Below are 14773 nucleotides of genomic sequence, written 5' to 3'. Positions count from 1 at the left end.
CTCCCACTGAGGAAGCGTGCCGTGACCCAGCAGAGCCCCGTGCCAGTCGACCCCGCCGACGACCTTCCCGAGCAGATGAAGGTCCGCCGGGAGAAGCGGGACCGGATGCTCGCCGACGGCGTCGAGCCGTACCCGGTCAGCTTCCACCGGACCAGCACGCTGGCCCAGGTGCGGGAGCGCTACGCCGACCTGCCGACGGACACCGCCACCGGTGACCAGGTGTCGGTCACCGGACGGGTGATCTTCGTACGGAACACCGGCAAGCTCTGTTTCGCCACGCTGCGCGACGGCGACGGCACCGAACTACAGGCGATGCTCTCGCTGGACCGGGTCGGCCCCGAGCGGCTGGAGGACTGGAAGCGGCTGGTCGACCTCGGTGACCTCGTCGGGGTCACCGGTGAGGTGATCAGCAGCCGCCGGGGCGAGTTGTCGGTGCTGGCGCAGGAGTGGGTGACCACCGCCAAGGCGCTGCGCCCGCTGCCCGTGGCGCACAAGCCGCTGAGCGAGGAGGCCCGGGTCCGGCAGCGCTACGTCGACCTGATCGTGCGTCCGCAGGCCCGCCAGATGGTACGCACCCGGGCGACGGCGGTCCGCAGCCTTCGCGATTCCCTGCACGACACGGGTTTCCTCGAGGTGGAGACCCCGATGTTGCAGTTGCTGCACGGGGGCGCGACGGCCCGGCCTTTCGTGACCCACAGCAATGCACTCGACACCGATCTTTATCTACGAATCGCGCCGGAACTGTTTCTCAAGCGCGCCGTGGTCGGCGGTGTCGAGCGAGTCTTCGAGATCAACCGCAACTTCCGCAATGAGGGCATCGACTCTTCGCACTCGCCCGAGTTCGCGATGCTGGAGGTGTACCAGGCGTACGGCGACTACAACACGATGGCCGAACTGACCCGCAATCTCGTGCAACAGGCGGCGGTGGCGGTCGCCGGGTCGACGGTGGTCACCCACGCCGACGGCCAGAAGTTCGACCTCGGTGGCCAGTGGCGTTCGGTGAGCCTGTTCGGCGTGCTTTCCGAGGCGCTCGGTGAGGAGGTCACGGTACGCACCGAGCACACCCGCCTGGTCGAGTACGCCGACAAGGTGGGCCTCACCGTGGACCCCAAGTGGGGGTCGGGCAAGTTGGTCGAGGAACTGTTCGAGGAGTTGGTCGTGCCGGGTCTGGTGGCGCCGACCTTCGTGCGGGACTACCCGGAGGAGACGAGTCCGCTGACCCGGGGGCACCGCGAGGAGCCCGGGCTGGCCGAGAAGTGGGACCTGTACGTGCGCGGGGTCGAGCTGGCCACCGCGTACTCGGAGCTGGTCGACCCGGTGGTGCAGCGGGAACGGCTGGTCGCGCAGGCGCAACTGGGTGCCCGTGGCGACGACGAGGCGATGCGGCTCGACGAGGACTTTCTCCGGGCGATGGAGTACGGAATGCCGCCGGCGGGTGGCATGGGAATGGGAATCGACCGGCTCCTGATGGCGCTGACCGGCCTGGGAATTCGGGAAACCATCTTGTTCCCCTTGGTTCGCCCCGAGTAGTCGACAGGGAACTTTCCGCCGCGATACCCGATCCTATTGACGCAACAAGCATCTGACGGGCTATTGTGCTCTGGTAACTGGCAGGTGCACCGAACCCTGCTCGAAAGGAATGTGGGACGTGGCCAAGCAGATCATTCAGAGGCTGGTCGATGACCTGGACGGCGGGGACGCGGACGAGACTGTCAAGTTCGCGCTCGACGGCGTTCAGTACGAGATCGACCTGTCGACTTCGAACGCCGAGAAATTGCGTGAGGCATTCGCTCCGTACATCTCCGGTGGGTCGAAGGTGGGACGCGGTGGCGTGGTCGTCGGAGGGCGTGCCGCCCGGGGCCGGGGAAGCGCGACGGCGGACCGCGAGCAAAACAAGGCCATCCGGGCCTGGGCACGCAAGGCCGGCAAGGAGATCTCGGACCGGGGCCGGATCCCGCAGGAGATCGTCGACGAGTACCACTCCAAGGCCGGTCACTGAGACCAGGGTCGTTCGCCACGCCGGTTCGGAGCGCGTCTCCGGGCCGGCGCGGTCGTCTGGTGGGACGATGCGGTCGGGCCGAACGTTGTCCACAGCCGGTGGACGCGTTGTCCACAGCCTGTGGACGGCGGCTTCGGGGTGCCCGTCCGGTGCCGGAAGGGCTCCGTAGGGTGCTCCCGGCGGCCCTCGGCTCGTGCTCGAATTTCGCTCTGCGCGTACAGGCACCATGCCCGGAACACCGGTTGAGCGTGGATGGTTGTGCAAAACGACGCGTACCGGGCCACCGGCGGAGACACACGAGGTCAGCCGAGTCGGTCCGCGGCGATAGAGTAAAGAGGCGCGGACGCCCGTCCCGGGCGCTCGCGTATCCGGCCCCGCCGAGAGTCTTGACCACCAAGATCGAGTGCGCACGGCACGTGAGGAGCACGAGGGCATGTTCGAGCGGTTCACCGACCGAGCGCGACGGGTTGTCGTCCTGGCCCAGGAAGAGGCCCGGATGCTCAACCACAACTACATCGGTACGGAACACATCCTGTTGGGCCTGATCCATGAGGGTGAAGGCGTCGCGGCGAAGGCCCTGGAGAGCCTGGGGATCTCCCTGGAGGGCGTCCGCCAGCAGGTGGAGGAGATCATCGGCCAGGGCCAGCAGGCGCCGAGCGGGCACATCCCGTTCACGCCGCGGGCCAAGAAGGTGCTGGAGCTGTCGCTGCGCGAGGCTCTGCAACTCGGCCACAACTACATCGGTACGGAGCACATCCTGCTCGGCCTCATCCGCGAGGGCGAGGGCGTGGCCGCGCAGGTGCTGGTGAAGCTGGGCGCCGACCTGAACCGGGTCCGCCAGCAGGTGATCCAGCTGCTCTCCGGTTACCAGGGCAAGGAGCCGGCCGCCGCCGGCACCGCCCCGGGCGAGGCGGCCCCGTCGACCAGCCTGGTGCTCGACCAGTTCGGGCGGAACCTGACCCAGGCGGCCCGGGAGGGCAAGCTCGACCCGGTGATCGGTCGGGAGAAGGAAATCGAGCGGGTGATGCAGGTGCTCTCCCGCCGGACCAAGAACAACCCGGTCCTGATCGGTGAGCCCGGCGTCGGTAAGACCGCCGTGGTGGAGGGCCTGTCCCAGAAGATCATCAAGGGCGAGGTGCCCGAGACGCTCAAGGACAAGCAGCTCTACACGCTCGACCTGGGTGCGCTGGTGGCGGGTTCCCGCTACCGGGGTGACTTCGAGGAGCGCCTGAAGAAGGTGCTCAAGGAGATCCGCACCCGGGGCGACATCATCCTGTTCATCGACGAGATCCACACCCTGGTCGGCGCGGGCGCCGCCGAGGGCGCGATCGACGCGGCGAGCATCCTCAAGCCGATGCTGGCCCGTGGTGAGCTGCAGACCATCGGTGCGACCACGCTGGACGAGTACCGCAAGCACCTGGAGAAGGACGCCGCGTTGGAGCGTCGTTTCCAGCCGATCCAGGTGGGTGAGCCCTCGCTGGCCCACACCATCGAGATCCTCAAGGGCCTGCGGGACCGGTACGAGGCCCACCACCGCGTCAGCATCACGGATGCGGCGCTGGTGGCGGCGGCGACCCTGGCCGACCGGTACATCTCCGACCGGTTCCTGCCGGACAAGGCGATCGACCTGATCGACGAGGCCGGTGCCCGGATGCGGATCCGCCGGATGACCGCGCCGCCGGACCTGCGTGACTTCGACGAGCGCATCGCCCAGGTGCGCCGCGACAAGGAGTCCGCGATCGACGCGCAGGACTTCGAGCGCGCCGCGCAGCTTCGCGACAAGGAGAAGCAGCTGCTGGGCCAGAAGGCGCAGCGGGAGAAGGAGTGGAAGGCCGGTGACCTCGACGTCGTCAGCGAGGTCGACGACGAGCAGATCGCCGAGGTGCTCGGCAACTGGACCGGCATCCCGGTCTACAAGCTGACCGAGGAGGAGACCTCACGCCTGCTGCGCATGGAGGACGAGCTGCACAAGCGCGTCATCGGCCAGGAGGACGCGGTCAAGGCGGTCTCGAAGGCGATCCGGCGTACCCGCGCCGGCCTGAAGGACCCGAAGCGCCCGTCGGGGTCGTTCATCTTCGCCGGTCCGTCGGGTGTCGGTAAGACCGAGCTGTCCAAGGCGCTCGCCGAGTTCCTGTTCGGCAGCGAGGACGCCCTGATCCAGCTGGACATGTCCGAGTTCCACGACCGGTACACCGTGTCGCGGCTCGTGGGTGCGCCTCCCGGCTACGTCGGGTACGACGAGGGTGGCCAGCTGACCGAGAAGGTGCGGCGTCGGCCGTTCAGCGTGGTCCTCTTCGACGAGATCGAGAAGGCCCACCCGGACGTGTTCAACACGCTGCTCCAGATTCTGGAGGACGGTCGGCTCACCGACGGTCAGGGTCGGATCGTGGACTTCAAGAACACGGTCATCATCCTGACCACCAACCTGGGCACCCGGGACGTGGCCAAGGCGGTCTCGCTCGGCTTCCAGCAGTCGGAGGACTCCGAGTCCAACTACGACCGGATGAAGCAGAAGGTCAACGACGAACTCAAGCAGCACTTCCGGCCCGAGTTCCTCAACCGTATCGACGACACCATCGTCTTCCACCAGCTGCGTCAGAACGAGATCCTCCAGATCGTGGACATCATGATCGCCCGGATCGAGACCCAGCTGCGCAACAAGGACATGGGTCTCGAGTTGACCGACAACGCCAAGAAGTACCTGGCGTTGAAGGGCTTCGACCCGGTCCTGGGCGCTCGGCCGCTGCGTCGCACGATCCAGCGCGACATCGAGGACAACCTGTCCGAGCGGATCCTGTTCAACGAGCTGACCCCCGGTCAGATCGTGGTGGTCGACTGCGAGGGCGACCCGAACGACATCGACAAGTCCAAGCTCGTCTTCAAGGGCTCCGACCGGCCGGTCACCGTGCCGGACGCGGTCCCGGCCGACCTCGGCGGCAGCACCGCTGCGGCAGGCGCGGACGAGTAGGTAACCGGCTGGTTCGACCAGCGGCGGCCCGGTGGCATCTGCCACCGGGCCGCCGTCGTCTGTCGCCAGCCTGGTCAAGCGCCCAGAATCGGACATTCGGGAGACATGGCCGCACCAGGTCGCATCCCACCGCCCACGATCGCGCGGATGGACCCCGTCACCCCGCCGTCCGGGCATGGGCGGGCAGCCCGAGCGGTTGTACCGGGGGTGTCCGCAGCGGCTCTCGCGCGCGGCCGGTGTCGACGGCCTCGCTGTCCCGCAGGGCGATTCGCGTACGCCCGGTAAGCCCGGAATGTGTGGCCTATCCGAGCCGTTGCACCCATGGCAGGCCACCCCACCGATCGTGGTGCCACCTGCTTCTTCCTTCCGATGCGGTATCCGCACCCTCCTGCACTTCCGGGTGTCGTGTCGATCCCCCGAGCTGGAAGGCATGATCATGACGACGTTGATGCGTAAGGCCGCCCTGACCGCCGCCGGTGCCGTCTGTGCCGGCGGGATGATCAGTGGGCCGATGGCCGCGATGGCGGCGACGAACAGCACGGCGACGAACAACACCGACGCCCTGTCCGCGGTGACGGAGCGCGGCCATGGCAAGGGTGAGCGGCAGCTCAAGGTCCGCTACCAGGCCCAGCCGAACTTCTACTACTGCGGTCCGGCGGCGGTGCGGAACGCCCTCAGCGTGTTGGACAAGGACGTCTCCCAGGACGACCTGGCCCGTGAGATGGGCACCACTGAGCGGGGCACCGACTCCGCGTTCGTGATCACCAAGGCGCTGAACAACAAGGCCGGTAAGGACGTCTACCGCACCGTGGAGATCCCCGGCCAGGTCGCCGACGAGGCCGAGACCGAGCGGTTGCGCGAGGACGTCGTCCGCACGGTCGACGACGGCCGGAGCGTGGTCGCCAACGTCTTCGGCACCGCTCTCGACACCGGCGGCGGCAGCCACTCGTTCGAGGCCGGCCACTACATCTCGGTGACCGGCTATCGCGACGGCGGCAGCCAGGTGAAGATCGCGGACTCGGCGGATCCGGCAAAGGCCGAGTACTGGATGGACACCGAGGTGCTGGCGGACTGGATCGCCAGCCGCGGCTACTCCGCCTGACCGAGCACCATCGATCGGGGCAGGCTTCCCGGTGCGGACCGGGCAGGCCGGCCGCGCCAGGCAGAACCGAGTGGGCCGGCTCCCCACATGGGGAGTCGGCCCACTCGTCTGTCCAGCCCACAATCGGGCCGATCCTGACATCAGGTCGGCGTCCGGTTCGCCGTGCGAGGTCAGGCGGCATCCGAGAGTCCGCGGTCAGGCGGGGTTCGAGAGTCCGCGGTCAGGCGGGGTTCGAGAGTCCGACGTCAGCGGATCGGCCGGGTGTCCGAGGTCAGGTGGGCACCGGGGCCGGTGGGCCGTCGCCGACCAGGCGGAACGCGGTCTCGCCGACCGGCTCGACCAGGCCGTCGGTCACCAGCCCGGACAGCGCTCTGGCCCGCTGCACATCGTCCGACCAGACCTGGTCCAGCCGCTGGTGCGGCACCGGGCCGGTCGCCTCGCGCAGCACCCCGAGCAGCAGGCCGCGTACCTGGCGGTCGGTGCCGGCGTACCGCTGCGGTCGGCGGGTCGGGCCGTCCGGGGCCACCTGGCCCGACGCGCGCCACGCACAGCTCGTCTCGACGGGGCAGACACCGCAGCGGGGCGAGCGGGCGGTGCAGACCACCGCGCCCAGCTCCATGAACGCGGCGCTGGCCAGGGCGGCCGCCGCCGGTTCGACCGGCAGCAGCTCCTCGGTGGCGACCAGGTCCGCCGGCCGGGTCGCCGGACCGGCGTCCGGCTCTCCGGCGATCGCTCGGCAGACCACCCGCCGCACGTTGGTGTCGACCACCGGGTGTCGTTGCCCGTACGCGAAGGCCGCCACCGCCCGCGCCGTGTATGTGCCGACCCCGGGCAGGGCGAGCAACTGCTCCAGTTGATCGGGCACCTGACCGCCGTGCCGATCCACGACGGCGACCGCGCACTCCCGCAGCCGGAGCGCCCGGCGGGGGTAGCCGAGCCGCCCCCACATCCGGATCGCCTCGGCCGGGGTGTCCTGCGCCAGTGCCGCCGGGGTGGGCCAGCGGGCCAGCCACGCCTGCCAGGCGGGCAGCACCCGGACCACCGGGGTCTGCTGGAGCATGACCTCGCTGACCAGGATGGCCCACGGGCTGACGTCGGGATGGCGCCACGGCAGGTCCCGCGCGTTGCGCTCGTACCACCGGCTCACCAAGCCGGCGAAGGTGGGTTCTGTCATCGCGCCGCCGATCATGCCACGGGTGCCGGATTCCGCCGACTGGACCGTCCGGCCACGGGCGCGGGATTCCGCCGACTGGACGGTCCGGGCGGGCCGCCACCGTCGGCGTACGTGGATCGGGGAGAATGCCCGGATGAACGAGCTCGCGATCACCGTCATCGGTCGGGACCGACCCGGCATCGTGGCCGACGTCGCCGAGGTGCTGGCCCGGCTCGGGGCGAACCTCACCGACAGCACCATGACCCGGCTGCGCGGACACTTCGCGATGACCCTGATCTGTGTGGGCCCGGCCGCCGCCGAGGTGGAGGCCGCACTGGCCACGCTGACCGCCGACGGCCAACTGCTGGCGACCGTACGCGAGGTCACGCCGGACGGGGAGACGGCTCCGGCCGGTGAGCCGTACGTGGTGGCGGTGCACGGTGCGGACCGGATGGGCATCGTGGCCGCGATGACCCGGGTGCTGACCGAGGCCGGCGGCAACGTCACCGACCTGAGTACCCGTTTGGTGGGGTCGCTCTACGTGGTGGTGGCCGAGGTCGAGTTGCCGCCGGGTGCGGCCGAACCGCTCGCCGCCCGGCTGTCCGAGGCCGCCACGAATCTCGGTGTCGACGTCACTCTCCGTCCCGCCGAACCGGATCTGCTGTGAGCGGCGACGCGGGTACGCCGGACCTGGCCGCCGAGGCGTACGCCGGGTTGGGGGCGTGGACGCCCGAGTCGCTCGGTGCCGGCGCGGTCCTGCCGGTGGTCTCCGCCCCGCACACGGTGCTCAGTCGGGCCGGCGCGGAGGTCGACCCGACCGACGAGAAGACGATCCGGCTGGCGGCCGACCTGATCGCCACCATGCGGGTCTCGCCCGGCTGCGTCGGTCTGGCCGCACCGCAGGTGGGGGTGGGGGCGCACGTGTTCGCGGTGGACGTGACGGGCCACCCCAAGGCGGTCACGCTGCACGGCACGTTCGCGCTCTGCAACGCGCGGGTGGTCGAGGCGACCCGGTGGAAGGCGGGCCGGGAGGGGTGCATGTCGGTGCCGGACCTGACCGGTGACGTCAAGCGCGCGAGCCGGCTCGTGGTCGAGGGGGCGCTGCCGGGCAGTGGCGAGCTGGTACGCCTGGTCACCGACGGTTTCGAGGCGCGGGCCCTGCAACACGAGATCGACCACTGCGCCGGGCTGTTGTTCCTGGACCGGGTGGCCGGCGCGCACGCGATCTACCAACGCAAGGTGTATCTCTGATCGAGGCCGAACGGATACGGTGAGTGACGAATCGGCCTCGCTCGCACCTCACACCGTCGTGAATGGAGAGTGGGTTCCGATGGGTGCTGTCGACCCCGGCGCGTCGCTACCGTCCGTCGTGTGCGGCGCCGCTACGGTGGGGGCATCATGCGTCTGACGGTCGGCCCCCTGTCTCCCGCGGTGTATTGGCGGCGTCGTGCCGTCGTGCTCGGCGCGGTCCTGCTCCTGCTGGTTGTCGTGCTCTACTCCTGTAACGGGCAGAGCGGCGACCCCGGTGCGACCGGCAACGGTCAGCCCGATCCCGGTGCGTCGACCGGTACGCCGGGGCCGACCGGGTCGGTGTTGACCCCGGAGACCGGCTCGCCCCCGTCAGGTGACGCCGGAGCCGGTCCGTCCACGCCGTCCGGCGACCCGGCGGCCAGCCCGTCGAACGAGCCGTCGCTCAGCAACGACCCGCCGGTCAACAACACCTCGACCGACGACGGCTCGTGCACCGACAACGAGATCGTGGTGACCGCCCAGGCTCTGCCGGGCGAGGTGGTACGCGGTGCCGCCGTCGACCTGCATCTCAAGATCCGCAACCGGGCGGAGCGGACGTGTAGCCGGGACGTCGGCGCGGACGCGCAGGAGATCTTCATCAAGTCCGGCGCCGAGGTGGTCTGGTCCTCGGACACGTGTGGTACGGCCTCCGGGTCGGACACCCAGTCCTTCACGCCGGGCTTCGAGCGTTCCTACCAGGTCGGCTGGAACGGCAAGGACAGCAGCCGGTGCGCTGAGGGAGTGGCGAACGGCCCGGTCGTGCAGGCCGGGACGTACGAGGTCTTCGCGCGGGTGGGTACCCGACTGAGCCAGCCGGCCAAGCTTCGGCTGACCGGCTGACCGGCACCGGCTCACGGCTCTCGGCTCACCGGGCGGGGACCCGGGCCGTCCGGTGATCGCGGCCCGGCTCAGACGTAGCGTTCCAGGATGGACGCCTCGGCGAGCCGGGAGAGTCCCTCGCGTACGCCTCGGGCCCGCGCGTCGCCGACGCCCTCGACGGCCTGCAGGTCCTCGACCGTCGCGCCGAGCAGCCGCTGGAGGCTGCCGAAGTGCAGCACCAGCCGGTCCACCACCGCCACCGGCAGTCGGGGCACCTTGGCCAGCAGCCGGAAGCCGCGCGGGCTGACCGCCGCCTCCAGCGCGTCGGACGCGGCCGGGTAACCGATCGCCTTGGCGACCGACACCAGGTCGATCAGCTCGGTGGCGCTGAGCAGGTCCAGTTCGACCAGGGCCTCGTCGAGGGTGCGGGGCTTACGGCCGGTGGGTAGGTAGTCCCGGATGACCAGGGTGCGGTCGGCGTCCACGCCGGCCATCAGCTCGTCGAGCTGCAGGGCGAGCAGTCGGCCGTCGGTGCCCAGCTCGACCACGTAGCCGGCGATCTCGTCGGCGATCCGGCGGACCATCTCCAGCCGCTGCACCACGGCCACCGCGTCCCGGACGGTGACCAGGTCCTCGATCTCCAGCGCGGAGAGGGTGCCGGAGACCTCGTCCAGCCGGAGCTTGTAGCGCTCCAGGGTGGCCAACGCCTGGTTGGCCCGGGACAGGATGGCCGCCGAGTCGTCCAGCACGTGCCGCTGGCCGTTGACGTAGAGGCTGATGATCCGCATCGACTGACTGACCGAGATCACCGGGTAACCGGTCTGCCGGGCCACCCGCTCGGCGGTGCGGTGCCGGGTGCCGGACTCCTCGGTCGGGATGGTCGGGTCGGGCATCAGGTGCACGGCGGCCCGGACGATCCGCGTGCCGTCGCTGGAGAGCACCACCGCGCCGTCCATCTTGCACAGCTCACGGACCCGGGTGGCGGAGAACTCGACGTCCAGCGGGAAACCGCCCGTGCACAGACCCTCGACCACCTTGTCGTACCCGAGGACGATCAGTGCGCCGGTGCGACCGCGCAGGATGCGCTCCAGGCCGTCGCGGAGTGCGGTGCCCGGCGCCATCAGCGCCAGATTCGCGCGCAGCGGGTCGCCGGCGCTGCCGCCCCCGGTCACGCTGACGCTGATCGGACGAGCGGGCGAGCCCACGGCACCGGTGCGGGCGTGGGGTGTCGCGCCGGCAGGCTTGGTGGTTTCGCGGTCGATCGGCACGGGCACAGTCTACGGACTGCCCTGCGGTGGGTGCTCCTGTGGTTACTGGGATGTGTCACGATTCGGCCCGTCCCGTCCGGCCCGTCCGCCGGAGACGCGGCTCACTCCGCCGAAGCCCGGGCTGCGGCCTGCAACGCCGCCCGGACGTCGGACACCTCCACCACCCGCATCTGCTCCGGCCCGGCGCCGGTGCTCGCGGGGCCACAGCCGGGCGGCACCAGGGCCAGCCGGAACCCGAGCCGGGCCGCCTCGGAGAGTCGGCGCGGCACCGCTCCCACCCGGCGTACCTCGCCGGTCAGGCCGACCTCGCCGATCGCCACCAGGTGCGGCGCGATCGCCAGGTTCAGGCCGCCGGAGGCGACCGCGAGGGCGACCGCCAGGTCCGCCGACGGCTCCACCACCCGGATGCCGCCGACGGTGGCCGCGAAGACCTCCCGGTCGTGCAGGGTGAGCCGCTCGGTGCGACGCTGGAGCACCGCGAGCACCATCGCCAGCCGGGCCGAGTCCAGCCCGGAGACCGTACGCCGTGGCGAACCGGCCACCGTGGCACCGATCAACGCCTGCACCTCGGTCACCAGCGCCCGGCGTCCCTCCATCGCCACCGTCACGCAGGTGCCCGGCACCGGCTCGCTGTAGCGGGTGAGGAACAGCCCGGACGGGTCGGCCAGGCTGCTGATGCCGCCCTCGTGCATCTCGAAGCAGCCCACCTCGTCGGCCGCGCCGAATCGGTTCTTGACGCCGCGCACCATCCGCAGCGAGGAGTGCTTGTCGCCCTCGAAGTGCAGCACCACGTCGACCAGGTGCTCCAACACCCGGGGACCGGCCACCTGGCCGTCCTTGGTCACGTGGCCGACCAGCACGGTGGCGATGCCGCGCTCCTTGGCGACCGAGACCAGGGCGGCGGTGACCGCCCGCACCTGGGTCACCCCGCCCGGCACGCCCTCGGTGCCGGTGGTGGAGATGGTCTGCACCGAGTCGAGCACCAGCAGGCCGGGCTTGACCGCGTCGAGGTGGCCGAGCACCGCCGCGAGGTCGCTCTCGGCGGCCAGGTAGAGCTGGTCGTGCAGGGTGCCCATCCGCTCGGCCCGCAGGCGCACCTGGCTGACCGACTCCTCGCCGCTGACCACCAGCGAGGGGCTGCCCGCTCCGGCGGCCCACTGCTGGGCCACGTCGAGCAGCAGGGTGGACTTGCCGACTCCCGGCTCACCGGCGAGCAGCACCACCGCCCCGGGCACCAGTCCGCCGCCGAGCACCCGGTCCAGCTCGCTGACGCCGGTGGGCCGGGCGCGCGCCGGTGCGGCACTGATGGTGGCGATGGGCCGGGCCGGCTCGGCGGGCATCCGGGAGCTGACCACGCGTCCGGAGACGGTCGGGCCGGTGACGGTGCACTCGACCACCGAGCCCCACTCGCCGCACTCCGGGCAGCGCCCCACCCACTTGGGCGGCTGGTGCCCGCAGGCGTCGCACTCGTACGCGGGGCGGGGCTCACGGGCGGCGGCCCTGCCGCGCCCGCCACCCGCTCCCCGGGCCGGGGTCGATCGGGAGATGCTCACCCGAGCGACGCTAGCCCCCCGGTACGACGACGGCACCGCCGGCATGGATGCACCACGCCGACGGTGCCGTCGGAAACTCCGGCGGGACGGGTCAGTGGCCGCCTTCGCCCTCGAACTCGGTGTGCCGCTCGATGATCGGCGACGGCGGCGGGGCCGGGCTGAGCGGCACGGCCACCGGGGCCGGGCTGGTGATCGTGTTGCCGTCGCCGAAGTCGAAGCTGACCGTGATGTTCTGACCCGCGAGCAGAGCCGAGTTCAGCCCGAGGAGCTGGAGCACCTGCTCGCCCTCGGTGTTGAGCTGCACGTAGCTCAGCGGCGGGATCTCGATCCGGGCCGGGCCGCCGGCCGGCGACTCGGTCGCGTCGGGCGAGGGCGTCTCGTCCGGGGAGGGCGTCTCGTCCGGCGACGGGGAACCGCCCGGGGAGGGGGTGCCCTCCGGGGACTGCTCCGGCGACGGGGAGCCGGTCGGCGAGGGCGAGGCCGTGGGCGACGGGCTGGTCGCGGCCTGGACCGTGGTGAGTACCACCTCGCGGGCGTCCGACGAGGTGACGGTCACGGTGACCGGGTCGGGCGAGTCGTTGTAGAAGAGCGCGTTCAGGATGGCGTCGTCGCCGGCCTGGTAGCCCTCCACACCGGGGTAGGCGACCAGCACGCTGCGTACGCCGTACCGGCCGTCCTCGGCCTGGAGGTCGACGCCCTGGATCGACGGGACCTTGTTCGCCGTCTCGGAGATCTGACCGGCGCCGCATCCCGACAGCAGCAGCATGCCGGCTGCCGCCGCGATCCCGGGCAGCAGTACGGCAGCCCGCCGGGAACCCCTGATCGAGCGCGTCACGTCGGTCCTCCTCGTCACGATCACACCCCGGCGACGTCGCCGGAACCGCTGGCCATACCCGCGCAGACCTATTCCCAGCGTAGTTGGAGCTGATCGTGGCCCGCACGGCGACCCGGTGCTGCCACCTGCCGGGGGACGTGGTCAGACCAGTCGACCGCTCGTGACCAGCAGGACGACATCGATCAGGGCCACCAGCATGACGGCCCGGAAGGCGGCCACCGAGCGGGCCCCGGGCCGGTCGGCGGTGCGTCCGGCGTACCAGGCGAGAACCAGGATGATCACGGCCGCGACGACCGCCGCGAGCCCCAGCCCGGACGGCGGACCGGGTGGGCCCAGCACCAGCGTGACGGTCGCCGCGACGAGCAGCCCGACGGCAGCCGCCCGGCTGCCCGCCGGACCCACCCGATGCGGCAGGCCGCGCACCCCGGTTCGGGCGTCGTCGGCGAAATCGGGCAGTACGTTGGCGAAGTGCGCACCGGCGCCGAGCAGGGCCGCGGCGGCGATCAGCCACACCGGCGGCGTCGGTGCGCCGGGCAGCGCCAGCACCACGAAGGCGGGCAGCGCGCCGAAGGAGATGGCATACGGCAGCACCGAGACCGAGGTCCACTTGAGCGGCCAGTCGTACAGCAGGGCCGAGACCAACGCGACGACGGCGCAGAGCGCAGCGGCCGAGTTCGTGGTCAGGGCCAGCCCCACGGTCGTGACGGCGGCCAGCACGGCGGCCACCGCGACGACCCGCCGGCTGACGACACCGGCGGCCACCGGCTTGTCGGTACGCCCCACCGCGGCGTCCCGGTCGGCGTCGAGCGCGTCGTTGGTCCACCCCACCGCGAACTGGCTCGCCGCCACCGTCAGCGCCACCACGGCGATTCCGCCAGGCGGGTGCCCGACGCCGGCCGCGAGCAGACCGGCCACTGTGGTGACGGCCATCGTCGGCTCTGGATGGCTCGCTCTGACCAGCCCTAACACCGTGGACGACATAACGGAAGTCTGGCCGTTACCGGCTAGTCGTGCCACGCTCGGTGAATGCGTGACGCCGGCTTGAGCCTGCCCCGCAACGACCCGCGTCAGTACGACGACCTGGCCGGCGAATGGTGGCGACCGGACGGCGCGTTCGCGATGCTGCACTGGCTGGCCGAGGCGCGGGCGGCCATGGTGCCACCGGCGACGCGACCCGACGCGCTCCTGGTCGACCTCGGGTGCGGCGCCGGTCTGCTCGCCCCGCACCTGGTCGGCAAGGGCTACCGCCACGTGGGAGTGGACCTGACCCGGTCCGCGCTGGCCCAGGCGGCCGCGCACGGCGTGACGGTGGTCAACGGAGACGCCACGGCGGTGCCCCTCGCCGACCGGTGCGCCGACGTGGTGGCCGCCGGTGAGCTGCTGGAGCACGTACCCGACTGGCGGGCCGTGGTGGCGCAGGCCTGCCGTCTGCTGCGTCCCGGCGGGTTGCTGGTGCTGGACACGCTCAACGACACCGCGCTGTGTCGGCTGGTCGCGGTCCGCATCGCCGAGCGGCTGCCGACCGTGCCGCGAGGCATCCACGACCCACGGTTGTTCGTGGACCATCGTGAGCTGGTGGCCGAGTGTGCCCGCCACGGCGTGGACCTACGGGTCCGGGGTGTCCGCCCGGCGGTGCCGGGCCTGCTGCGCTGGCTGTTCCGGCAGGTACGCGGCGCGGCGACGCCGCCCGGTCAGGCGCCCCGGATCGTGCCGACCGGTTCGCCGGCCGTGCTCTACCAGGGACGCGGAGTGTACCGCGGGTAGCCGGTCCGGGCGGGGGTAAGGG

13 protein-coding genes are annotated in these 14773 nt (G+C 71.2%); 8 read left to right on the top strand and 5 right to left on the bottom strand.

The annotated features are described in order from the left end of the window. Positions 1 to 21 precede the first annotated feature (21 nt). From lysS to ACIBO1_RS06925, 4 genes are all read left to right on the top strand, one after another. Complete coding sequence (gene lysS / locus ACIBO1_RS06940; protein ID WP_396742143.1) at positions 22 to 1530, top strand: lysine--tRNA ligase; 1509 nt, start codon at positions 22 to 24, stop codon at positions 1528 to 1530. 118 nt (positions 1531 to 1648) lie between these two features. Beyond that, the gene (locus tag ACIBO1_RS06935; RefSeq protein ID WP_350700676.1) at positions 1649 to 1999 is read left to right on the top strand and encodes an Lsr2 family protein; all 351 of its coding nucleotides are present in this window, start codon (positions 1649 to 1651) and stop codon (positions 1997 to 1999) included. 433 nt (positions 2000 to 2432) lie between these two features. Beyond that, on the top strand, positions 2433 to 4967 hold the full coding sequence (locus ACIBO1_RS06930; RefSeq protein ID WP_131053723.1) for an ATP-dependent Clp protease ATP-binding subunit: 2535 nt from the start codon (positions 2433 to 2435) through the stop codon (positions 4965 to 4967). A 433-nt stretch (positions 4968 to 5400) separates the two neighbouring features. Beyond that, a complete protein-coding gene (locus tag ACIBO1_RS06925; RefSeq protein WP_396742467.1) occupies positions 5401 to 6069 on the top strand; it encodes a C39 family peptidase in 669 nt (222 codons plus the stop codon). Positions 6070 to 6340: 271 nt separating this feature from the next. Here the strand turns inward: ACIBO1_RS06925 and ACIBO1_RS06920 are convergent, their stop codons facing one another. Beyond that, a complete protein-coding gene (locus tag ACIBO1_RS06920) occupies positions 6341 to 7243 on the bottom strand; it encodes an A/G-specific adenine glycosylase (RefSeq protein ID WP_396742465.1) in 903 nt (300 codons plus the stop codon). Between the two features lie 133 nt (positions 7244 to 7376). Between ACIBO1_RS06920 and ACIBO1_RS06915 the strand changes: the two genes are divergently transcribed. The 3 genes from ACIBO1_RS06915 (at position 7377) to ACIBO1_RS06905 (ending at position 9352) form a co-directional block, all read left to right on the top strand. Continuing rightward, positions 7377 to 7889 (top strand): glycine cleavage system protein R, encoded by a 513-nt coding sequence (locus tag ACIBO1_RS06915; protein WP_396742141.1) that lies wholly within the window; start codon positions 7377 to 7379, stop codon positions 7887 to 7889. A 23-nt stretch (positions 7890 to 7912) separates the two neighbouring features. Then, complete coding sequence (locus ACIBO1_RS06910) at positions 7913 to 8473, top strand: peptide deformylase (RefSeq protein WP_396742463.1); 561 nt, start codon at positions 7913 to 7915, stop codon at positions 8471 to 8473. A 147-nt stretch (positions 8474 to 8620) separates the two neighbouring features. After that, the gene (locus ACIBO1_RS06905) at positions 8621 to 9352 is read left to right on the top strand and encodes a hypothetical protein (RefSeq protein ID WP_396742139.1); all 732 of its coding nucleotides are present in this window, start codon (positions 8621 to 8623) and stop codon (positions 9350 to 9352) included. A 68-nt stretch (positions 9353 to 9420) separates the two neighbouring features. Here ACIBO1_RS06905 and disA read toward each other — a convergent pair whose 3' ends face one another. The 4 genes from disA to ACIBO1_RS06885 form a co-directional block, all read right to left on the bottom strand. Beyond that, on the bottom strand, positions 9421 to 10599 hold the full coding sequence (gene disA / locus ACIBO1_RS06900; protein ID WP_350699166.1) for a DNA integrity scanning diadenylate cyclase DisA: 1179 nt from the start codon (positions 10597 to 10599) through the stop codon (positions 9421 to 9423). Positions 10600 to 10700: 101 nt separating this feature from the next. Beyond that, positions 10701 to 12152 carry a DNA repair protein RadA gene (gene radA / locus ACIBO1_RS06895; RefSeq protein WP_396742136.1) on the bottom strand — a complete coding sequence of 484 codons (1452 nt, stop codon included), beginning with the start codon at positions 12150 to 12152 and terminating at the stop codon, positions 10701 to 10703. Between the two features lie 91 nt (positions 12153 to 12243). Further along, positions 12244 to 12987: a hypothetical protein gene (locus tag ACIBO1_RS06890; protein WP_396742134.1), complete on the bottom strand. Its 744-nt coding sequence runs from the start codon at positions 12985 to 12987 to the stop codon at positions 12244 to 12246. A 141-nt stretch (positions 12988 to 13128) separates the two neighbouring features. Next, complete coding sequence (locus ACIBO1_RS06885; RefSeq protein WP_396742132.1) at positions 13129 to 14004, bottom strand: UbiA family prenyltransferase; 876 nt, start codon at positions 14002 to 14004, stop codon at positions 13129 to 13131. Positions 14005 to 14013: 9 nt separating this feature from the next. Here ACIBO1_RS06885 and ACIBO1_RS06880 point away from each other — a divergent pair, with 9 nt between their 5' ends. Then, positions 14014 to 14751 (top strand): methyltransferase domain-containing protein, encoded by a 738-nt coding sequence (locus ACIBO1_RS06880; RefSeq protein WP_396742130.1) that lies wholly within the window; start codon positions 14014 to 14016, stop codon positions 14749 to 14751. The last annotated feature ends 22 nt before the right edge of the window (positions 14752 to 14773 follow it).

The organism is Micromonospora sp. NPDC049903, assembly GCF_044460945.1.
GTDB lineage: Bacteria > Actinomycetota > Actinomycetes > Mycobacteriales > Micromonosporaceae > Micromonospora.
Note: the sequence above shows the minus strand (reverse complement) of the source record. Positions and strands in the feature narration are given on the sequence as shown.